Genomic DNA, 21,334 nt, shown 5'->3' with positions numbered 1-21,334 from the left:
CCCCAAAACGGGGTGACCCTCCTCGGTTATCCAGACCTGGCACTTTACCCCTCGGCTCATCCCCCTTCCATGGCCAAGTGATAGCTTAATAACTTCCTCCCTATATGCTCGCACATGCAGAATTGGAAGCGACAGATCCCCACCATCATGACATCCCAGGAGCTGCTGGACCGAGCCTACGCCCGCGCTTCCCGGGCCGAGGTCAACGGTGCCGCTCCATTCGATCACGTGAAGAAGACCAACATAGCGAAGATCACAGGGATAGGGGACATGACCACCACCACGCTGCTGAAGTACGTGCGGGCTTTCCCCAAGATGGAGCGGGAGGACGAGTTCTACTCCCAGCTCATCGACGTCATAATAGGGCACGACAAGCTCAAGCGGGCTTTGGCGAACATATCGTGGTGCGCAGAGAAGTGCTCCGACCTGCAGAGGAAGTACCTTCTGAGGGTGCGCAAGGCGCCCTCCATCGATGAGGTGGCGAAGGCCACCCGAGAGTTCTATGGAAGGTTCTCCTCGGTGGTGAACAGGGTGGACGCGGACCTGTTGTTCTGCCAGAAGGCCAGGGACATGCTCCGGCATCTGCCCGCCATCGACACCGCCGTGGAGACCATAGTTATCGCCGGATACCCCAACGTGGGGAAGAGCCAGTTGGTAGAGCGAGTGTCCTCGGCCAAGCCGGCCATTGCTCCCTACCCTTTCACCACCAAGGGCGTTGTCATCGGGCACATGAAGAGCGGTTGGCGCACCTACCAGGTCATCGATACCCCGGGGCTGCTGGACCGGGAGCTGGAGAAGCGCAACGCCATCGAGCTGCAGGCGGTCCTGGCCCTGCGCTACCTGGCGGACGTCATCGTGTTCATCATCGATCCCTCGGAGACCTGCGGGTACACCATCGATCGCCAGCTCGCCCTTCTGGAGTCCATCAGGAGCAACTTTCCGGACGTGCCGTTCATCGAGGTGGAGAACAAGGCCGACCTGGAGGGGAAGCCCACCGGCCGTCCGAGGATATCCGCGCTCACAGGCGAGGGTGTGGACGATCTCATGAAGAACGTGGAGGCGGTCCTGCGCTCGCAGCGCGTCACCGATCCCGACAAGCTGCCCACATAGGCCCGGACATTCCCAATTGTCAGTTAGCGAGCGTGTAGTTTATCTTCTACCTGAGGCTACAAGCGTTCATCGGGTGGAGGAGCAGGAGAGCTATGGCTGGTGTTGCATGCAGCAAGGCGATGGAGGAGTATTTCGCGACCATGTTCGCGGAGGCGGACCGCTGCTACTCCATCGCCCGCAGGGCGCGCTCCCGCGGGCTCGACCCCGAGGTGTTCGTGGAGATCCCCCGAGCCGAGGACCTCGCCTCCCGCTGCGAGAAGCTTCTGGAGGCGTGGCACGTGGAGGGCGTGGCCGAGCGCATCCGGGAGCTGTCCAAGGACCATAACCGTGAGGAGGTCTCCCTGCTCCTGGCCAAGGAGATGGCCACCGCGCCCGCCAAGAGCCGCGAGGATGCCATAGATCGGGCGGTGCGGGTGGGACTCGCTGTGCTCACCGAGGGCATACTGGTAGCGCCGCTGGAGGGGATCGCCGGGGTGACCATAGGCCGAAACTCCGACGGGAGCGAGTATCTCGCCATATCCTTCGCCGGGCCCATCAGGGCGGCGGGGGGCACGGGGCAGGCGCTGAGCGTGCTCATCGGGGACGTGGTGCGTAGGGAGATCGGCATCGGGAAGTACATCCCCACCGACAGCGAGGTCCAGCGTCTCAAGGAGGAGATCCCCCTCTACAAGCAGTGCCAGCACCTCCAGTACACACCCGGTAACGAGGAGATCGAGATCATCGCTAGTGGCTGCCCGGTGTGCGTGGACGGCGAGGGCACGGAGGTCATGGAGATCTCCGGCTTCCGGGACCTGCCGCGCATCGAGTCCAACCGCGTCCGCGGCGGCGCCTGCCTGGTCATCGCCGAGGGCATGTGCCTCAAGGCTCCCAAGATCCAGAAGCACGTGAAGAAGCTGGGCATCGACGGCTGGGAGTTCATCGATGAGTACATGGCATGGAAGAAGCGCCATGATGACAAGGGGGACGACAAGGGAGCGAAGAAGATCGTCCCCGACGCCAAGTTCCTCAAGGACATGGTGGCCGGACGTCCGGTCATCGCCCACCCCTCCCGCCTGGGTGGTCTGCGTCTTCGCTACGGCCGGGGGCGGACCACCGGCCTCGCCGCCCTGGCCATCAATCCGGCCACCATGATCGCCCTCGACGACTTCCTGGCCGTGGGCACGCAGATCAAGATCGAGAGGCCGGGGAAGGCGGGGGCGGTAACACCTTGCGACAGCATCGAGGGCCCCATACTCCTGCTGAAGAACGGCGACCTCGTTCAGGCCAACACCAGCAAGGAGGCGAAGCAATACCGGCCCGAAATCGCCGAGGTCGTGGACCTGGGGGAGGTATTGCTGGCCTACGGAGAGTTCATGGAGAACAATCATCTCCTAGCTCCTGGAGCCTACGCTGCCGAATGGTACAAGGTGGAGCTCTCCTCCCGTTCACAGCTACCGGACGATTGGAAGGAGCCAAGTTACGAACGTGCCAAGGAGATCTCCCGCACCTGCGGCGTGCCTCTCCACCCCCGGTACAACCTCTTCTGGTTCGATATCCCCCTGGACGAACTGAAGGCGCTGAGGCAGCATGTGCTGACCACCGGTACCTGGAGGGACGGCAAGCTCACGGTGAAGAGAGAACCCATCACCAAGCGCACCCTGGAGACCCTGGGAGCGCTGCACACGGCCAGCGCCACGATGGTGGCACTGGACCATTACGCCCTTCCTCTGGTGGAAGGTCTGGGTCTGGCAGTTGACGGGCCCAAGGTAGTGGAGCGGACGGTGCTGGAGGACCCCGGGACCATGGACGAGGCGGCGTTCTCCTCCCCCTCCCTACGGGCGGTGTCGCAGGCGCTAGGCCTGGAGGTGAGGGCCAGGGCGGTGACGCGTATAGGCTCACGCATGGCCAGGCCGGAGAAGGCCAAGGAGAGGAAGATGAAGCCGCCACCCCACGCCCTCTTCCCCCTGGGGCAGAGCGGAGGCATGCAGCGGCTGGTGTCCACCGCCGTGGGTCAGTCTCGTGTAGAGGCGGAGATGGGGCTGCGGCAGTGCCCGGAGTGCGGCAAGAACACCTTCCAGTGCTCCTGCGCGGAGTGCGGGGCCCACACCTTCACGGTGAACCGCCCCAGCGTGCAGCGCATCGACCTGGCACAGCTGCTCCAAAGCGCCATGGCCAGAGTGGGAGTGTCCACCGCCCCGGAGATCAAGGGCGTCCAAGGGATGATATCCAAGAACAAGACACCAGAGGCGCTGGAGAAGGGGCTGCTGCGCGCCGTTCATGATATCTTCGTGTTCAAGGACGGCACCATCCGCTATGATATGACGGACGTCCCCCTCACTCACTTCCGCCCTCGAGAGATCGGCCTGAGCGTGGAGAAGGCCATCGCCCTGGGCTATACCAAGGATGTCTTCGGGGCGGAGCTGACATCACCGGAACAGCTGTGCGAGCTCAGAGTGCAGGACATAATTCCCGCAGAATCGTGCGGCGACTACCTGGTGAAGGTTGCGAACTTCATCGATGACCTGCTGGAGAAGTACTACGGCCTCTCCCCATTCTACAAGGCCTCGTCCCGGGGGGACCTCATCGGGCAGATGACCATCGGTTTAGCTCCTCACACCTCGGGTGGCATCCTCTGCCGCATCATCGGCTACACCCGAACTAACGTGGGCTACGGACATCCCTTCTTCCACGCTGCCAAGCGCCGGAACGCCGATGGGGACGAGGACTCCGTCATCCTTCTGCTCGACGGGCTGCTGAACTTCTCCCGGGACTTCCTACCGCGGACCCGCGGAGGCCTGATGGACGCCCCCCTGGTCCTCACCACCAGGCTCGACCCCAATGAGATCGATAAGGAAGCTCACAACATCGACGTGCTTTGGGAGTACCCCTTGGAGTTCTACCAGGCATGCTTGGAGTACAAGCATCCCAAGGAGATAGATTCCATTATGGACCAGGTGGCCGGCAGGATCAGTTCCAACCTGCAGTACGAGGGCTTCGGCTTCACCCATGATACCGGGGACATATCCGAGGGGCCGCGAGAGTCCGCATACAAGACGCTGGAGACGATGATCGACAAGATGAACGCCCAGCTGGAGCTGGCGCGGAAGATACGGGCGGTGGACGCCAAGGACGTGGTCTACCGCGTCATAACCAAGCACTTCCTGCCCGACATGATCGGAAACCTCAAGTCCTTCTCCTCGCAGTCGCTGCGATGCACCAAGTGCGGGGAGAAGTATCGTCGCATCCCTCTAAGCGGACATTGCTACTGCGGTAACAACCTCACCCTCACGGTGCACGAGAAGAGCGTGAAGAAGTACCTCGAGATCACTAAGGAGATCAGCGAGAAGTTCGAGCTGGACACCTACACCCAGCAGCGCATCGCCATCGTAGAGGAGTCCATGAGGTCCCTGTTCCAGTCCGACAAAGTAAAGAAGTGCAAGCTCACCGATTTCATGTGATGGCTCAGAGATAGAACTGCGGTATAGAAAGTGGAAAGGATAAGGGTGTTGTCGGTCCTGGTGGACCGATGTGTAAACGTTCAGCCGCCCATGACCGAGGCGAAGCTCATCATGCTGCTCGCGGGGGTGTTGCAGTATGGGCAGACCCAATCCTCGGGCAGGTCCTCGAAGGCGGTTCCGGGGGCGATCCCGTGCTCGGGGTCTCCCTGCTCCGGGTCGTATACATATCCACAGATCGGGCAAACGTACTTGTCCATTTCCATCTTTTATCCTCCCTGTTGTTCTAGGTGATTATTGATTTCTTTCAACATATATCTAAATTGTCCATGAATTATACTAGGGGCCGAAGATGGTCTTTATCGTGCACAAGCTGGCTATATAATTGGACAGCAATGCATGGATCAAGGCAACAGAGCCGTTTATTGTGCAAATAAATAATATATAAAAGAATTAGAAAAGAGGTTCAGCCTTCGATAAGGCTACCGACGTCTTCCCGGAAGTCATCGAACTCCTTCTCTAGGACCTCGAGGGCCTTGCGGAGGGTGTCACGCGAGGACATGGAACCGTCGGTTTCGAACTCGAAGATGAACTTGGAATCATCGCCGCTTATAGTGATGGCGTTCTTGATGCACGCATCCACGCAGGCGCCGCAAAGTATGCACGCCTCCAAGTTCACGACCGCGACCTTTCCGTCCTGCTTTTCCAGGACCCCTCGGGGGCAGACCTTGACGCAGTCGGCGGAAACGTTACACTTGCTGGCATCGATGGTCACGGTGGGGTAGTAGCGGTAGCCGCACCCGGAGGTGACCTGCCACTTGGCATGGCGCTTGGCGGTTCCCAGCTCGGCCGAGGCATAGATGAGCAAGGCCTGCTTGGGCCCCAGCTTCACTATGGGGATCAGCTCGTCCTTCACTCGCAGCTCCTGGCTGCCCAGCGGCTCCAGGTCGCCGGAGTACACGTCGCATGGCCCCTTCTTGTTGAGGGAGTACATGATGGTGCAGTTGGGGCAACCCTCGCCCTCGCAGGTGCACTTGTCCTTGAAAACATACAGGTCGGGATCGGTGGGAATGGGGATCAGGCCCAGGCGATGAGATATGATCTCATCGAACAGAGGGCTGACGCTCTCGCATTCCTTGCCGTCCTCGTCCCGGATAGGACCTAGGTGGAACTCGACGGTCTCGATCGCCATCTTGGGGACCTCGGTCATGAGCGCCCGACGCAGGGCGTTCGCCAGGTCGGGACGGATGCCCGAGATTACGAACTTAGCATGGTTTTCGGCCAGGTCGATGATCTTCAGGTCCATGTATGCAACCTCAGACTCTCCGGCCCCTTCTGCCGCCCTTCTTCTTGGTCCCGTCGTGAGGGATAGGGGTTACGTCCTCGATGCGGCCGATCTTCATGCCGGCACGGGCCAGGGCCCTGATGGCAGCCTGAGCACCGGGACCGGGGGAGGTGGCCTTGTTCCCGCCAGGGGCGCGAACCTTGACATGGATGCCCTCGATGCCCTTCTCCTTGGCTATCTCTGCGACCTTCTCCGCAGCCCTCATGGCCGCGTAGGGAGAGGACTCGTCCTTGGCCGCTTTGACCACCATGCCGCCGGTGGCCTTGGTGATGGTCTCCGCACCAGTGACGTCGGTCAAGGTGATGATGATGTTGTTGTAGCTAGCGTAGATGTGCGCGATGCCCCACTTTCCCATGTTCACTCCTCCTTAGACTCGGTAGCGGGCAGGTCAGGGAGATCTGCCGGGGCGCCCTCATCATCGACCACGTCGGCGGCGACCTTCTTCAATACCTTCTCTACCTTCTCAAGCTGAGGGTTGATCTTCTCTTCCACGACAGGTGCGGGGGCCTCTACTGGCCTCTCCTTGGGCGCGCCGGTCCTGATGGGATGCAATTCGTTGGAAACGGGCGAGAGGGCGTTGAACGCGATCTTCTCCTCCTCGCTCCTCTTCACGATATAACCAGGTATGGTGACCTTCCGTCCGTCGATGGCCACATGGCCGTGGACGATCAGCTGCCTTGCCTGCTTGCAGGTGGCGGCCAGCCCCCTCCGCTGCACCAGGGTCTGGAGCCTGCGGTTGAGCACGGTCTCCTGGGTCAGACCCAGGACGTCATCGAGGGTGCTTCCGTCCATGGGCAGAAGGCCCATACGGCCGCACTTCTTCAGCAGGAGGCTCGCCTCCAGCTTGGCCTGTTCATCGTCAAGGCGAACGCGGGCCTGCAGCTGCTTGGACTGGTTCCTCAGGTTCCTGAGGATCGCCTGAGCCTTCCACAGCTCCCGCTTGCTCTTCAAACCGAACGCATTGCATATCTCGGTCTCGGTCTTGATCCTCTCTCCTCTCCAGGGGTGAGAGGGAGCGTCGAAAGACCTCCGAGAGAACTTCGGATCTCCCATTTTAGCACCTGCTCAATTGTTGTTTACTTCTTGTCTGAGGAAGCCGAGGCACCTGGCTGCTGAGCCTTCTGCCTGCTGACCCCCATGGTAAGGCCAGTCCTTCCGTTGGACCGGGTCTTCTGACCACGAACCTTCTGTCCCTGCTCGTGCCTTACACCTCTATAACATCTGATCATCTTCATCCGGTTGATGTCGTCCTTCTTGGCGATATCAAGGTCCTGGCCGAAAATGTGCAAGTCCTCACCGGTCTCCACATCGTTCTGCCTGTTGACGGCCCACGACGGAGCGAACTCTGGGTAGCTGGCAATTACCTTCTCGATGGACTCGGTCTGGGCCTCGGACAGGTTTCCCATTTTTTCGGAGGACTTGATGCCGGTTCTCTTCGCGACAACGGCGGCGACCCTGGGGCCTACGCCCTTGATATTCTGGATGCCCATCATCATGGACTTGTTGCCATCGATATCGCTGTTCATGATGCGGACGATGTAGCGGAAGTTCTCATCTACCTTCTTCTCTACAGGCTTCTCCGCCTTCTCCTTCTTCGCCTTCTCCTTCTTCTCGGCCTTTTGTGGTTTTTCCTGTCCTTCAGGTTGCGCCAAAGAGCTACCTCCAATGAAATTGAACGAATATCTCCATTCTCTGATTATAGTTAATGGAGCGTCTCCCCTACACGCAAGTCCCTATTTAATCGTTTCCCTATGACGGGACGCTTCCGGCGGCAATGCTGGAAGGGCTCCAGCAATGCCCCCCGGCGAGTGTCCGGCCCTACTTGCGGGAGAGTGCCGCCTTAACGATCTCCGGTGCCTTCTCCAGAGCGCCAGGGAGCTTCGAGGGGTCGCCGCCCCCTCCCTGGGCGAACTCCGGTTTCCCCCCACCGCCTCCGCCCACGAGCTTCATGATGTCCTTGAGCACCGGGCGGCAATCTAAGGTGAGGTCAGCGGAGCGCGAGACGAAAAGCTTGGGGCTCTTGCTGGCCATGCCCAGCACGGCCACTACGCCCGGCCTGGACGTGAGCGATAAGGACAGGGCCTGGGGGTCCTCCCCCTCCTCTACCTGGTAGACCACTACCCGGACGCCATCGACCGGCACCGCTTGTGCCAGGAGGGTCTCGGCCATGTTCTCGTTGAGGCGGGCGGTTAGCGCTTCCAGCCTCTTGCGGTCCTCCTTGATGTCCCCCAGGAGCTTGATGGCCGCCGGAAGGACCGTTTCCCGGTTGACGTTGAGCTTGTCCGCCAGGGCGTCCACGCAGGCCTTGTCCGACTGCATGCCCGAGACCGCGGCCAGGCCGGCCGAGTACTCGATGCGGACCACCCCGTCCTGTATGCGCTTGGTGCGCAGGATGCGGATCGGCCCCACGCGGGAGGTGCGGTCGCAGTGCAGGCCACCGCAGGCCTCCACGTCCACGCCGGTAGTGTTCACCACCCGGATGATCCTTCCCGGGACCACCCCTCCCTGGTACAGGCGGAAGCCGAACTGGGCCTCGGCCTCATCGCGGGGCATGAACTTTATGTGCACCGGATGGTCCTCCAGAACCACCTCGTTGCAGCGTCTCTCCAGCTGCTCCCGCTGTTCCTCGGAGAGGTTCTCGAAATGGGTCACGTCCAGGCGGGCCTCGTCCACGCTCTTATGGGCCCCGGTCTGCCAGATGTGGTTGCCCAGCATGGTTCGGGCGCTGCCGTTGATGATGTGGGCAGCGGTATGGTGGCGCATGAGCTGTCTGCGGCGCGACTCGTTGATGGCGCAGGTGACGATGTCCCCCTCGGATATGGAGTGCTTCTCCTTCAGGTAGTGAAGGATGGTGTTGCGGACCTTCTGCACGTTGACGACCTCCATGCCGTTCATGGTGCCATAGTCCGGCTCCTGCCCGCCTCCCTCAGGATAGAAGTAGGTGTGCTCCAGGACCACCGCCCCGTTGATGACCGCGGACACCCGGGCCTCGAAGGCCATGACCTCCGGGTCATCATAGTAGGACATCTTGGTCGAGGGCATGTCCTGGGGGAACTCCTCCTCCTTGGGCTCGTCCGACTCCTCCGCCTTGGTGTCCTCATGCCGCTTGGCAACCTGCATGTAGAAGTTGTCGGGGATCTCCACGGGCACGTCGGAGAACTCCTGGACGATCTCGGGGTTGAGCCCGTGAGAATCGTACAGCTCGATGAGCTTGTCGATGGTGATCGGCGCTCCCTTGAGGTCCTTGGTCATGCGCTGGACGATGGAGCGGCCGCGGTCCAGGGTCTCATAGTAGCGTTGCTCCTCCACCTTGACCAGGTTCATGATGTCCTCCCTGTTCTCGACCAGCTCGGGGAAGTGCGGAGAGAAGTAGTCGATCTGGCGTCCCACGATCTCGGATAGAGTGAATTTCGCGTTCAGGGAGCGCATGGAGCGCAGGGCACGGCGGACCAGCATGCGGGCGAAGTATCCCTCGCGAACGTTCGAGGGGACGACCCCGTCATTGAGCATGAAAGCCAGCGCACGTGAATGGTCGCATATTATGTAGATATCCTCCATCGGTCCGACATTCTTCAACAGCTCCTCGAAAGAAATGCCTAGACGATCGGCGGTGCGCTGTCTCAGGTTCCGTATGTCCGCCGCGGTCTTCATGTTCATGGCCCCGGCGACCTTGGAATACTCGGTCAGTATAAGTGGGTCGGGACTCACCCCAAGCTCCTCCTGGATATGCTGTACCACCGGGCCGAACACTGCCTCGTACGCCGACGGCGTCCCCTGGGATATCCACGTCGCACGCTCCAGGCCGTAGCCAGTGTCCACGACGGTCATGTCCATAGGGATTCGTCCTTGTGGCGTCTCCCGGTACTGCATGAAGACCAGGGTAGCCAGTTCCACTCCTTCGAGTATTACCTCCACGCAGGGGCCGGAGTTGCCGCCGCCCTCCCACCATTCCTCGATGTAGCGCATCCTGACCGGATCGACACCAAGGCGCTCAGTGTAGAAGCGATGGCATAGCTCCACCGTCCGGTCCTTGAAATATATATTCTTGCCTGGCTTGTTGAACGCGTGGTGGGCCAGCATCTCAAAGAAGGTGTAGTGCCTGCCGGTCCTGCCGACGTTATCGATATCGTTGAAGCGCACGCAGGTCTGAGAGATGGTCAGCGGGTTCGCGGGGGGTTCGACCACCCCGTTTAGCACCCAGGGCTGAAAATCATAGATGCTGGCTTGGGTGAAGAAGACATCATCCCTCCACCTCGCGACGATGGGATAACGTCGTACACGGCCGTGCCCGTTCTCCTCGAAAAAGCTGAGGTACTCCTCGCGCATCTCGTGGTTAGAATAGGGACGCTTTATAGGTGAATTATTGATGAACGAATACTCTTCGCAGGGGGACTCCCCGCAGCTGGGATGGAGGCCTTGGCTCCAAAAAGCCCGTCCGCATTTGGGGCAGACTTGACGGTGGAAATCATTATCTCGAAAGAAAGCGAGATCGAACTCGGATGACATGCTGGTCGGGTAGGTTAGCTTTTGTATTAACCTTTTGGATATTTCTTACTCGCTCAACTTATTGTACGATCACTTAGGACTGAGCCCGGCGTTCTCTCCGCTGTCCACCGCCACGTCGATGACCGCCAGCACATCGTCCCGCAGGAACTCGGTCAAGGTCTCCCGCAGCTCCGCCTCGGAGGACACTCGGCGACCCTCGATCCCTAGCGACTCGGCGTACTTGACAAGGTCCGGGTTGTCGAACGAGGTGCCTACCGCTCGTCCGAAGGTCTTCTCCTGCTTTATCCTTATTAGCTCCAGGCTCCGGTCGTTCCACACCAGCGTGATGAACGGTGTGTCCAGACGCTTGGCGGTCTCCAGCTCCATGCCTGTCATAGCGAAGCTGCCGTCTCCGACCGACGCCACGACCTTGCACGCCGGGAACGTCAGCTTGGTGGCGATGGCCCAGGGGACGCCAACGCCCATGGGGAAGAGGCCGTTGCTCATCAGCAGCGTGTTCTCCCTGTACACCGGGTACCGCTGTGCCATCCAGATGAGGTGCGCTCCCACGTCCGAGACCACGATGTCCTCGCGGCCGAGCGCGTCCCTAACGCACCGGACGATGGTCTGCGGTTTCACCCCGTGGTTCTCCTCCGGAACGGTGTTCAACATGCTCACTAACGATTCCTTCAGCTCCTTCGTCCATGCGGCCCCCGGACGGCCGGCGTTGGCCAGGGAGCGCAAAGAGGTGGACAGGTCCCCTATCACCTGGACGTCAGGGGCGAAGCCCGGCACGATGTCGCAAGGGGCGGCAGCGATGTACGCCACCCTCTTCGCGGTACCGAAGTTCCAGTACTGTGGCTCGAACTCCATCAGGTCGAAGCCCACGAGGACGACGAGGTCTGCGGCCTCGAAGGCCGCCCTCATCATGTCCGCCCGCCTCAGGCCGACGGTTCCCAGGCTCAGAGGATGATCGAACGGCATGGTCCCCGCACCCAGCCAGGTCATGGCCACCGGCAGGTTCCATACCTCAGCGAACCGGCGCAACGCTTCTCCTGCACCGCCGCGCACCACGCCCGCGCCCGAGAGCACCACTGGACGCTGGGCCGAGGAAAGTAGCTCGCGCACCATCGCCAGAGCCTCCGGCGGCACCTCCACGGCGTCGCGCGGAACGATCTCCCGAGGCGCTCCCTCAGCGCTCTGGCCCATCACGTCCTGGGGGAGCTCAAAGAACACCGGACCCGGACGCTCCTCCGCGGCCAGGGCGAAGGCCCTCCGCGTCAGATGCGGCACATCATCGCCGGAGCGCACCGAGATGCACTCCTTGGTGATGGGCTTGAACATCGAACGGAGGTCCACATACTGCTTCCGGGGGTAGCGCTGGCAGTCCGCCGGCAACTGGCCGCTCATTGCCACCAGGGGATAGTAACCAAGGTACGCTTCCATAACGCCAATGGCCATGTTGGCCGCGCCCGGGCCCAGGGTGGTGAGGCAGACGCCGGGGCGGCCGGTGAGACGGCCAACCATCCCCGCCATGAACGCCGCGCTGCTCTCGTGGCGCGTGAGCACGAACTCAATGCCCGAACCTATCAGCGAGTCCATGAGGTCGAGGTTCTCCTCTCCCGGTATCCCGAAGATCCGCTCCACGCCCTCGGCCTGGAGGCACTTTACCAGAACGTCCGAACTTTTCATGGTCATCACCCGAAGGTCGCGGCCCTCTCCTTGTAGATGGAGTCCGCGGCCCGGCGTAGTGCCTGGTGGACATCACCGTGGTCCTCTATAGGAATTATGCCCCTCTGGCGCAGCTCGCCGATGGCGGGATCCCCGTACTGGAGGGAGATCACTGCGTCCATGCCCCGCAGCCTCTCGGCCGTGGTCACCATCTTCTGGCGATGGTCCGGACCGAACAGCGGGACATCCTGCTGGCCGCTCATGTCCACGCTCCCGGCATCGTCGATCCTGCCCGCCTCCACCTCGTAGATGCGAAACCTCTCGGCGTGGCCATAGTGCTGGTCGACCGATGTCCCGTCGGAGGTGGCCACGGCGATGCGGTACTTGGTGCTTCCCTCCAGCTCCAGCGGGACGTTGACCTCCTCCCCCTTGGCCCGGGCGGCGCAGGTGAAGTGGGCGAACTCCGCCGAACGGTCCTCGCCCAGGAGCCCGATGGCATCGGCGCGGCACTGGCGGCAGTGGCGCATCTGTCTGATATCCACTTCGCACAGGTCCTGCAGCTCCCGGCGCTGCTTGGCCGTGGGCGCGGAGAGGTTCTCGAACTTGGTTCCGGGGACCGGTATCAGCGGTAGGATGTTGATAATGTACGCCCCCAGCTCCTTGGCCCTCTTCGCCACCGCGGGTAGATGGTCGGCGTTGATGCCCGGTATGAGCACCGAGTTCACTTTAACTAGCATTCCCGCCTCCGCCGCCCTTCTTATCCCTTCCTGCTGGTTCCGGAGGAGGATGGCGGCCGCCTCCATGCCCCGGTAGTTCCTTCCCTCGTAGTGGACGAAGTCGTATACCTTGGCGCCGACCTCAGGATCTATGGCGTTCATGGTGACGGTTATGAACCTCACGTTCAGCGCCTTGAGGCGATCGACGCTCTGCGGCAGGTTCAGCCCGTTGGTGCTGAGGCACAGTGTGAGGTCAGGGAACTCCTTACCCACCAGCTCGAGGGTGCGGAACGTCTCCTCGTTAGCTAATGGATCTCCAGGACCGGCAATGCCGATGACCGATAGGTAGGGGACCTTGGTGCGCACGTAGCGGATCTTCTCCACCGCCTCCTCTGGCGTCAGTATATCTGAGGTCACCCCCGGCCGGCTCTCGTTGGTGCAATCGTACTTGCGGTTGCAGAAGTTGCACTGGATGTTGCACTTGGGGGCGATGGGCAGGTGCATCCGGGCGAACTTCCTGTGAGCGCACTCGTTGTAGCAGGGGTGTGTCTCCAGCATCGCCTCGAGCTCGGGCTTGATCTCCTTGGTCATCTCACTTCCCCCCATCTATGGAACTAAACGATTATAACCGCTACCCCTGAACGCCCACTCTAGTGGCCGCACATCCAGCGCGAAGAGTCCGGTCCCATCATTGCTTTAACGCATCCACCAACCAGGCGATGGCGTCATCCCTTGCTTGATCGTTGAGGTAGTGCTCCGCATCGTATTCGATGATCTTCTTGGGCTCGCTCCCCGCCTCGGCGAAAGCGACCAGCTTCTCCCGGGGAAACACATCCCGGTTTCCATATTGGAACAGTAGCTGGGTCGGCGCGGCTTTGCCTATGTAGGTCTGAGGGTCTATGGCCGCCATGATGCTGCGGTAGCGATCGAGGGCCTCCCCGCTCATCTCCGGGACGTTCAGCGAGGCCACGTCGGTGAAGCTGCCCACTCCCGACATCAGCACCGCGGCCTTCAGCCGGTGGTCGATGGTTACAACGATGCCGCCGATAAGCGCTCCCAGGCTCATGCCCAGGTATCCCATTCTATCATGGTCCACGTCGTCGAGCGTCGCCAGAAGCTCGATCCCCCTCTGCACCTTGCGGAAGCTCACCGTCACCGCCCTGATGGCGTCCTCGGGAGCGGCCAGCGAGGGACCCCATGCCGGATCGCTCCAGGGTGCGTCCAATAGGAGGGAAGCGATCCCCTCGCGTGCAAGTCTCCATCCTTCCGCGAGAAAGTATGAACGGTCCCCCGGCGCGGGATGTACCATGAGGACAGCGGGCCAGGGCGCGGGGGCACGGGGCTCCATGAAGTATGCCCTGATCCTCACGCCCTTCCTGCAATCGAAGCTGAGGTCCATCAGCTTCCCGTCGTCGCTCTCCTCCACGCTGGCTATCTCAATGTTCATCGGAGTGGCATGTTCCTCCAGGGGCAGCTCCTTCCTATCCTCTGATGCCCCCTGGTCCTCGCTGCCATCGTTCATGGTGTCCCTTGTGGATTGGGGCCCAAGATACTTAACGGTCCGCCTCGCACGAGATCGTTTCTCTTCCTTCGTACTGTTGAATCAAAAGGTTCAAGAGGCCCGCAGCAGTAGTATGGGTGGATGCAGGAAGAAGGCCAGATCCGCAAGATGCTCGAGATGATGAACCGCCATATCCCTTCCAAGCGCAGCTCTTTGGCAGACCTGCTGAAACAGCGGGAGGCCGGTTATAAGGGGAAGGACGGCGTGGACTACCGCATCAAGAAGGCCGAGCTGGACCTGCTCGCGGGGATGCTCGACGATATGGAGAGGAACAAGCTCAAGCTGCCGATCATAATCATGACCGACACCTCGTCGGATCACGGGGGCTCGTGGAAGGTCATGGGGCGCGTGGAAGTAAAGGTGGTCTCCGCGCTGGTAGGCCGCGAGCCGGAGTTCCCGGACCAGATGAGGCTGTTCAACCCCCACGTGGGCAAGCTAAGGAGCGTGCTGCCCACGGCCACCACCACCCTGTTCTCCCCGTGAGCGGACGGCGCCCGCAGACCACCGTAGGAGCGAGATGCCGAGAACGATCGCCCCCTCGCCTCATAGTTAGTGAGGTCGATGTTCTCAAGCCCATCGACGGTCGTGACCCTGTCCAAGCTCGATGTGCCGAGATAACTATCAAATACTCTCAACTGGAAAGCAAATACGGAGCGAGGGAACGGACCATGCCCGACGGAAAGCCGAACATCCTGGTTATCTGGGGAGATGATATAGGGATCACCAATCTGAGCTGCTACAGCGATGGCCTGATGGGCTATCGTACACCGAACATCGACCGCATTGCCGAAGAGGGGATGCGGTTCACCGATTCTTATGGCCAGCAAAGCTGCACTGCCGGCCGGTCGGCGTTCATCACCGGGCAGAACCCCTTCCGGACCGGGCTGACGAAGGTCGGCATGCCCGGTGCCGACATCGGCCTCCAGGAGGAGGATGTCACCATTGCCGAGCTGCTCAAACCCCTGGGGTATGTCACGGGTCAGTTCGGCAAGAACCACCTCGGTGACAAGAACAAGTACCTTCCCACCGTCCACGGGTTCGACGAGTTCTTCGGCAACCTCTACCACCTCAACGCCGAGGAGGAGCCGGAGCACGAGGACTATCCCCCGCAGGACGACTTCCCTCACTTCCGCGAACTGTTCGGTCCACGTGGGGTCATCCACTCCTGGGCCACCGAGGAGGACGATCCCACTGAGGAGCCTCGATGGGGTCGGATCGGTAGACAGAGGATAGAGGACACCGGCCCGCTGAGCAAGAAGCGGATGGAGACCTGTGACGGCGAGTTCGTCGCCGCGGCCCAAGACTTCATCAAGCGCGCACATTCCCAAGGTCTCCCGTTCTTCGTCTGGCTCAACACCACCTGGATGCACTTCCGCGTCCGTCCGCCGGCGGAGATCCGGGGCCAGGCCGGGAGGTGGCAGTCCGCATACCACGATACCATGGTCGAGCACGACAAGCACGTGGGCCAGATGTTGGACCTTCTGGACGAGCTGGGCATCGCCGATGATACGATCGTGATATACTCCACCGACAACGGTCCGCACATGAACTCGTGGCCTGACAGCGCCATGACGCCCTTCCGCAACGAGAAGAACTCCAACTGGGAGGGCGCGTTCCGGGTGCCGGAGATGATCCGCTGGCCCGGCAAGATCAAGGCGGGCACGGTATCCAACGATATCATCAGCCACACCGATTGGCTGCCTACCCTGCTGGGGGCGGCCGGAGATCCGAGCATCACCGAGAAGCTGAAGAGCGGGCACCACATCGGGGACAGGCTCTTCAAGGTCCATATCGACGGCTACAACCTAATTCCATATCTGACCGGCCAGGACGAGAAGGGACCCCGACCAGGCGTCATCTACTTCTCAGATGACGGGGACCTGGTCGGCCTGAGGTATGACAATTGGAAGATCGTCTTCGCCGAGCAGCGCAAACAGGGGACGTTGGCAGTGTGGGCGGAGCCGTTCACCTTCCTGAGGATTCCCAAGTTCTTCAACCTGCGCACCGACCCGTTCGAGCGCGCCGACACCACCTCGAACACCTACTTCGACTGGATGATCGACCGTGCGTATATCCTGTACGCAGCCCAGTTCCTGGTCGCCCAGTTCCTGGAGACGTTCAAGGAGTTCCCCCCGCGGATGAGGCCCGCCTCGTTCACGGTGGAACAGATAATGGAGAAGATGGAAGCGGGGCTGAGCAAAGACTAGCGGTAGCGCGCGAAGCGGGAAGCCATCATGATCAACCTCGCAACGAGAAGGGTACAGATGACCGCACGCCTTAAGTGGGCGCCGAGGCCATAACAATGAAGATGCCCCATCCTCCCCAGGGTCCTCCGGAGGCGTCTCTGCCCGCGTTCCACCTGCTCGCCAAGCCGACCGGCGCGGCCTGCAACCTCAACTGTGCTTATTGCTATTACCTTGGAAAGCGGGCGTTATATCCTGACGATGATTCCACCATGAGCCCCAAGGTGCTCGAACAGTACATCCGGCAGCTCATCGAGTCGCACAGCGGTCATCGCGTCGAGGTTTCCTGGCAGGGGGGTGAGCCGACGCTCATGGGCCTCGACTTCTACCGTCACGCCATGGACCTGGTAGAGAGATACCGGAGGCCGGGAATGACCGTCACCCACACCATCCAGACCAACGGCACGATGTTGGACGATGACTGGGCGGCCTTCTTCAAGAAGCATGATTTCCTCGTGGGCATCAGCCTCGACGGGCCACGGGAACTGCACGATACATACCGGGTCGATAATGCCGACCGACCGACCTTCGCTGCGGTGATGAGAGGTCTCCGGCTGCTCCAAAAACATGGGGTGGAGCATAATGTCCTCACGACCGTCAACCGGGCGAATGCCAGCCACCCCATGGAGGTCTACCGCTTCCTCCGTGACGATGCCAAGGCGACCTGGATACAGTTCATACCGGTGGTCGAGCGGATCGGTGAGGACGGCACGCCCGATCCCATGGGTCCCCGGGTCTCCGAGAGGTCCGTGCAGCCCGATCGTTTCGGCCGATTCCTAATGGAGATCTATGATGAGTGGGTCCGCCGCGATGTCGGCCGTTTGTTCGTGCAGACCTTCGAGGCCACCTTGAGGAACTGGCTGAACATGAGCTCGTCGGGCATGTGCGTGTTCAACGAGACCTGCGGAGGGGGTCCGGTCCTGGAGCATAACGGCGACCTGTACTCATGCGATCACTTCGTAGACCCCCAGCACCGGCTGGGCAATATCGGCGAGGTGCACATGGCGTCGCTGCTGGGATCGCCCCAGCAGGTGTCGTTCGGCCTCGACAAGGCCAGGCTGCCCAGCCGATGTATGGAGTGCGAAGTGCTGTTCGCCTGCTGTGGGGAATGCCCCAAGAACCGGATCCTGCCGCCCGGTGGCGAGGGCCCGGGCGTGAACTACCTGTGCGAAGGATATAAGCTCTTCTTTCACCACACCAGCTTCACCATGAGGCTCATGGCCGGCCTGGTCCGGAGGGGACGGCCGGCACAGGAGGTCATGCAGTTGCTCGACCAGCCGCTCCCCGGCTGGAACAAGGTACCATGAGACGAAGGTTCTATGCGATTCGGTCGGCCCTCGGAAATATTTATGGCATGACCGGTCGTGGGCATAGGCGTGTCCCGTACCGGCATAACCGATCTCCCCTTGCACAACGGCACCGCCCCGCGCTGGCTGTTCAACCGGATTGTCAAGTTGGCAGGGGCGATATCGGACGTCATGGTCCTGGAGTGCGGCAGCGAGGAGTATCTCCGCCGGCTGGCGGACCCCTTCTGGTTCCAAGCCTTCTCATGCGTTCTGGGCTTTGACTGGCATTCATCGGGCACGACCACGGTCACCTGCGGAGCGTTGAAGAAGGCGTTGGAGGGAAGGAAGGACCTCGTGGTCGTCGGCGGCAAGGGCAAGGTCTCGCTACGCACCCCTGAGGAGATCGCCTTCCACGCCGACCTAAACGATATTTCAGAGGAGCACCAGGACCGGCTCGTCTACGTATCAAGGATGTGCGCCAAGGTCGACAACGCGGCCATCCAGGACGGGCATAGGCTATACCACCATGCCCTGGCCTTCGACGATAGGGGGAACTGGACGGTCATCCAGCAGGGCATGTCCGACCTGGCGGGATACGCTCGCCGATACCAGTGGTCGTCCCGGGACCTCAGCGGCTTCATCGAGGAGCCGCACACTTGTATCCTGGGCAACAGAGTGGACGGAACTTTGGACATGACCTCCCCGCTCTCGCTGGAATCCCGCAAGGTGGCGGTGGACCTGGTCAATGATGGGGTGGGCAAGTTGGAGAAGGAGATCCTTAGGGTCGCTAAGGGGCAGACCACCATAGATGAGTGGTGCGGCCTTAGGCCAAAAAAGCTGGACATGCCCCGGACGGTGAACTGGAGAGCACTTCGCGCCGCTTACGAGTTCCAGCCCAGCAACTACGAGGAGTTGCTGGCAATCAGAGGCGTGGGGCCCTCGGCCGTGCGGGCCCTGGCTCTCACCGGCGAGCTGATCTACGGTGCCGGTCCCAGCTGGAACGATCCTGTGAAGTTCTCCTTCGCCGTTGGCGGAAAGGACGGCGTCCCGTACCCCGTGGACAGGAAGGCCATGGACCAGGCCATCGATTACCTGACGCAGGGGGTCGAGGAGGCCAAGCTCAAGAAGAGGGAGAAGCTGGAAGCGGTCCAGCGGCTCCGGGCCCTCGTACCGCCGGACCACGGTAGGTAAAGCAAAGGTACTTGATTTTCCTCTACTTCACCATGGCGATGGCCAAGGGAACGAGGTCTGTCGACGAGACCAAGGGCGAACTGCTGTTCACCGAGACGATACCGAAGAAGCTGCAGCCCCGAAAGGTCCTGGCAGGTAAGAGATGGGGAATATTGGAGAACCTCGGCCGGGTCGCCGAGGTCGTACTGCTGGTCTTTCTTATCGATCTGATCGCCTCCACTGACCTGTCGGTGGCGTCCAATGTCGTGAACATCCTCTTCTGCGCGGTCGCCCTGGTGCTCATGATCTACGTCACCGAGGTAATAAGCCCCCGGGGGCGGAGGATGAGCTACCCCGTAAAGGTGTGGTCCAAGGGGGTGGAGGTCCATACCTCCTTCCTGGAAGAGGTCCGGGGATTCCCTGGATTCATTCCCAAAGAGAGCATCAAGGCGCTCATCGTACGACGGATCGACGTGAACATCGACGGCAAGGTGGAGAATATGCCGACCACCCTCAAGCTCCGGCTGAGCAACGGCAAGGTCCTGGACCTCGGCCGCCGGAACTACCACGAGCTGGACAAGATGGTGCGGCAGATCAAGGAGAGGTACGGAGTTGAAGAGGACCAGCCCCTCCGGTCCTAGATGGTCCTGGAGCATGTAGGCGGGGCGGAGCCGCTTCTCGAGCTCAGGTCTCTCGGCAGCACGGCCAGCCGTTACATCACCGCATAGATCGCCATCCCCAGGATCAGCAGCGATATTATACCCGAGGCCAGGATCCCGTATCGGTTGATGCTCTTCAGTCTTTCCGGGTGGTTCAGGTAGTTGAACTCGACATAGCCCACAACAGTGACCATGATGTTCGAGGCCAGGAAAATGAACACTCCTATGCTGAACACCATATAGAAGTTGATGGTGGAGGTCGGGGGAACGCTGTTCTGAACGGCCACAGTGAACAGCACAGCGGAGATGAGCATGGAGGTGTTCAGCCCGAACCTCAGCCCGAACGCCGAGCCATCATCCATGCGCATAAGGTACGAGAACGCGGAAACGATGCAGAATAAGATCGGCGGCACCAGAAGCTGCGGAATGGCCACTATCAGGTCCCGCTCTATTACGACGTTCATGCTGGCCCGGTAGGACTCGACCTCATAGGGATATTGTTTATGCTCAACAGAGTATTCGACCCCGGTCAGCTTCCAACCTTGGACCTTGAAGCCGGAATCGATCCCGCTCTCCGGGGGGAACCATTGAAGCGGGACCGAGCTGTTGATGGTTGTCACCTCCACCTGGATCGGCAGCCTGACCTCCTCGAAGGGATGGTTACCCGCTTCCAACGGGTAGCTCAGGATCGCCCTTACTCGGTAGACCTCGACAAATGTGCCGTTGGTCTCCTTCTTTTCCACCAGCTCGTTTGTCGCCGGCGTCGTTGGATAGCCGTTCATGATGAACCAGGGGACCGTGCTGATGTTGGAATCCGCCCAGTGGAAGTAAATGAAGAAGTCGAACACGTACCTCCCCGAGGGATAATCAAAATCATACGTATTGATGATCCAGATCCCCACGGTCATTCCCATGGAGTCATTGTATTCTTCCCCGTCCAAGATCAGAGAAGGATCGGGAACAGCATCATCGTCGTCAGCCTGTGGGACCATGGCGAACGTCATCGAGAATAACGCGATGATGAGCAACGTCAAGAGAAGCCCCCTTGGTGCGTTCATCGGGTGATAATAGCTAGATACGATGATAATTATTTATCTGAACGTTCGCAGAGCATGGCCTCAATTCTTTCTTCGAATAAAAATGGAGCAGAAGAGCTAACGCTATATGCAATCATCCACCTTGAAAATATGCAGCTCACGCTGAATTGAAATAAAATGATAAATTCGGAAGAGTAAACCATATGCAATTCGTTTGACTGTTAAGCCGACACTTCGCGGCGCGAACGTTAGTAACTGCGGGCTGAATATCTCGGAGGACCTTGATACTTACACCCCAGTCCTATCAAACTCATCATTTATGAGTGTTCTCGGATGCCTCTTTTCCGGGGGAGTTTCGAGCTTAGATGCGTTCAGCTCTTATCCCTTATCGCGTGGCTGCTCAGCAGTGCCTTGCCAGACAACTGATGAACTAGAGGCGACGAATCCCTGTTCCTCTCGTACTAAAGGATCCTTCCCGTCAGGCATCAAAACACTTCCACCAAAAAGCAACAAACCTGTCTCACGACGGTCTAAACCCAGCTCACGATCCCTTTTAATGGGCGAACAACCCCACCCTTGGCAGCTGCTGCACCGCCAGGATAGGGAGAGCCGACAGC

The 21,334-nt window shown here is 60.4% G+C and carries 17 protein-coding genes and 1 other annotated feature; of the genes, 7 read left to right on the top strand and 10 right to left on the bottom strand.

Annotated elements, in window-relative coordinates; genetic code table 11:
* Positions 1-114 precede the first annotated feature (114 nt).
* Together GXX95_00085 and GXX95_00080 are read left to right on the top strand one after the other, a co-directional pair.
* Positions 115-1,110 (top strand): GTP-binding protein, encoded by a 996-nt coding sequence (locus tag GXX95_00085; protein NLT36546.1) that lies wholly within the window; start codon positions 115-117, stop codon positions 1,108-1,110.
* Positions 1,111-1,229: 119 nt separating this feature from the next.
* A complete protein-coding gene (locus GXX95_00080) occupies positions 1,230-4,547 on the top strand; it encodes a DNA polymerase II large subunit (protein NLT36545.1) in 3,318 nt (1,105 codons plus the stop codon).
* 80 nt (positions 4,548-4,627) lie between these two features.
* On the opposite strand, the gene GXX95_00075 is transcribed toward GXX95_00080, so the two are convergent.
* From GXX95_00075 to GXX95_00035, 9 genes are all read right to left on the bottom strand, one after another.
* Positions 4,628-4,804 (bottom strand): rubredoxin, encoded by a 177-nt coding sequence (locus tag GXX95_00075; protein ID NLT36544.1) that lies wholly within the window; start codon positions 4,802-4,804, stop codon positions 4,628-4,630.
* Between the two features lie 206 nt (positions 4,805-5,010).
* Positions 5,011-5,850: a DNA-directed RNA polymerase subunit D gene (locus tag GXX95_00070; GenBank protein NLT36543.1), complete on the bottom strand. Its 840-nt coding sequence runs from the start codon at positions 5,848-5,850 to the stop codon at positions 5,011-5,013.
* 10 nt (positions 5,851-5,860) lie between these two features.
* Entirely contained in the window at positions 5,861-6,244 is a 384-nt protein-coding gene (locus GXX95_00065; protein NLT36542.1) for a 30S ribosomal protein S11, read from the bottom strand.
* A gap of 2 nt (positions 6,245-6,246) precedes the next feature.
* Complete coding sequence (locus tag GXX95_00060) at positions 6,247-6,942, bottom strand: 30S ribosomal protein S4 (protein ID NLT36541.1); 696 nt, start codon at positions 6,940-6,942, stop codon at positions 6,247-6,249.
* Positions 6,943-6,965: 23 nt separating this feature from the next.
* Positions 6,966-7,541: a 30S ribosomal protein S13 gene (locus tag GXX95_00055; protein NLT36540.1), complete on the bottom strand. Its 576-nt coding sequence runs from the start codon at positions 7,539-7,541 to the stop codon at positions 6,966-6,968.
* Between the two features lie 166 nt (positions 7,542-7,707).
* Positions 7,708-10,395, bottom strand: coding sequence for an alanine--tRNA ligase (locus GXX95_00050; protein ID NLT36539.1), 2,688 nt, complete (start codon positions 10,393-10,395; stop codon positions 7,708-7,710).
* 69 nt (positions 10,396-10,464) lie between these two features.
* Positions 10,465-12,066, bottom strand: a complete 1,602-nt coding sequence (locus GXX95_00045) for an acetolactate synthase large subunit (protein NLT36538.1) — start codon at positions 12,064-12,066, stop codon at positions 10,465-10,467.
* A 5-nt stretch (positions 12,067-12,071) separates the two neighbouring features.
* A complete protein-coding gene (nifB, locus tag GXX95_00040) occupies positions 12,072-13,352 on the bottom strand; it encodes a nitrogenase cofactor biosynthesis protein NifB (GenBank protein ID NLT36537.1) in 1,281 nt (426 codons plus the stop codon).
* Positions 13,353-13,449: 97 nt separating this feature from the next.
* Positions 13,450-14,283: a hypothetical protein gene (locus tag GXX95_00035; protein NLT36536.1), complete on the bottom strand. Its 834-nt coding sequence runs from the start codon at positions 14,281-14,283 to the stop codon at positions 13,450-13,452.
* Positions 14,284-14,403: 120 nt separating this feature from the next.
* On the opposite strand from GXX95_00035, the gene GXX95_00030 reads away from it, so the two are divergent.
* From GXX95_00030 to GXX95_00010, 5 genes are all read left to right on the top strand, one after another.
* Positions 14,404-14,805, top strand: coding sequence for a DUF61 family protein (locus GXX95_00030; GenBank protein ID NLT36535.1), 402 nt, complete (start codon positions 14,404-14,406; stop codon positions 14,803-14,805).
* Between the two features lie 185 nt (positions 14,806-14,990).
* Positions 14,991-16,529: an arylsulfatase gene (locus GXX95_00025; protein ID NLT36534.1), complete on the top strand. Its 1,539-nt coding sequence runs from the start codon at positions 14,991-14,993 to the stop codon at positions 16,527-16,529.
* Positions 16,530-16,630: 101 nt separating this feature from the next.
* The gene (locus tag GXX95_00020; GenBank protein ID NLT36533.1) at positions 16,631-17,872 is read left to right on the top strand and encodes an anaerobic sulfatase maturase; all 1,242 of its coding nucleotides are present in this window, start codon (positions 16,631-16,633) and stop codon (positions 17,870-17,872) included.
* A 69-nt stretch (positions 17,873-17,941) separates the two neighbouring features.
* Complete coding sequence (locus GXX95_00015; GenBank protein ID NLT36532.1) at positions 17,942-19,042, top strand: DUF763 domain-containing protein; 1,101 nt, start codon at positions 17,942-17,944, stop codon at positions 19,040-19,042.
* A gap of 11 nt (positions 19,043-19,053) precedes the next feature.
* Positions 19,054-19,662, top strand: a complete 609-nt coding sequence (locus tag GXX95_00010) for a hypothetical protein (GenBank protein ID NLT36531.1) — start codon at positions 19,054-19,056, stop codon at positions 19,660-19,662.
* A gap of 71 nt (positions 19,663-19,733) precedes the next feature.
* On the opposite strand, the gene GXX95_00005 is transcribed toward GXX95_00010, so the two are convergent.
* A complete protein-coding gene (locus tag GXX95_00005) occupies positions 19,734-20,738 on the bottom strand; it encodes a hypothetical protein (protein ID NLT36530.1) in 1,005 nt (334 codons plus the stop codon).
* Between the two features lie 265 nt (positions 20,739-21,003).
* Positions 21,004-21,332: a sequence feature (possible 23S ribosomal RNA but 16S or 23S rRNA prediction is too short), on the bottom strand.
* Positions 21,333-21,334 lie beyond the last annotated feature (2 nt).

The sequence above is a fragment of the Methanomassiliicoccus sp. genome (genome assembly GCA_012719175.1).
Taxonomy (GTDB): domain Archaea; phylum Thermoplasmatota; class Thermoplasmata; order Methanomassiliicoccales; family Methanomassiliicoccaceae; genus UBA6.
Note: the sequence above shows the minus strand (reverse complement) of the source record. Positions and strands in the feature narration are given on the sequence as shown.

What these genes read in the sequence shown, in the direction of transcription:
- GXX95_00085 (NLT36546.1), top strand. Translation starts at nt 115, where the DNA reads ATGCAGAATTGGAAGCGACAGATCCCCACCATCATGACATCCCAGGAG.
- GXX95_00080 (NLT36545.1), top strand. Translation starts at nt 1,230, where the DNA reads ATGGAGGAGTATTTCGCGACCATGTTCGCGGAGGCGGACCGCTGCTAC.
- GXX95_00075 (NLT36544.1), bottom strand. Translation starts at nt 4,804, where the DNA reads ATGGACAAGTACGTTTGCCCGATCTGTGGATATGTATACGACCCGGAG.
- GXX95_00070 (NLT36543.1), bottom strand. Translation starts at nt 5,850, where the DNA reads ATGGACCTGAAGATCATCGACCTGGCCGAAAACCATGCTAAGTTCGTA.
- GXX95_00065 (NLT36542.1), bottom strand. Translation starts at nt 6,244, where the DNA reads ATGGGAAAGTGGGGCATCGCGCACATCTACGCTAGCTACAACAACATC.
- GXX95_00060 (NLT36541.1), bottom strand. Translation starts at nt 6,942, where the DNA reads ATGGGAGATCCGAAGTTCTCTCGGAGGTCTTTCGACGCTCCCTCTCAC.
- GXX95_00050 (NLT36539.1), bottom strand. Translation starts at nt 10,395, where the DNA reads ATGTCATCCGAGTTCGATCTCGCTTTCTTTCGAGATAATGATTTCCAC.
- GXX95_00045 (NLT36538.1), bottom strand. Translation starts at nt 12,066, where the DNA reads ATGAAAAGTTCGGACGTTCTGGTAAAGTGCCTCCAGGCCGAGGGCGTG.
- nifB (NLT36537.1), bottom strand. Translation starts at nt 13,352, where the DNA reads ATGACCAAGGAGATCAAGCCCGAGCTCGAGGCGATGCTGGAGACACAC.
- GXX95_00035 (NLT36536.1), bottom strand. Translation starts at nt 14,283, where the DNA reads ATGAACGATGGCAGCGAGGACCAGGGGGCATCAGAGGATAGGAAGGAG.
- GXX95_00030 (NLT36535.1), top strand. Translation starts at nt 14,404, where the DNA reads ATGCAGGAAGAAGGCCAGATCCGCAAGATGCTCGAGATGATGAACCGC.
- GXX95_00025 (NLT36534.1), top strand. Translation starts at nt 14,991, where the DNA reads ATGCCCGACGGAAAGCCGAACATCCTGGTTATCTGGGGAGATGATATA.
- GXX95_00020 (NLT36533.1), top strand. Translation starts at nt 16,631, where the DNA reads ATGCCCCATCCTCCCCAGGGTCCTCCGGAGGCGTCTCTGCCCGCGTTC.
- GXX95_00005 (NLT36530.1), bottom strand. Translation starts at nt 20,738, where the DNA reads ATGAACGCACCAAGGGGGCTTCTCTTGACGTTGCTCATCATCGCGTTA.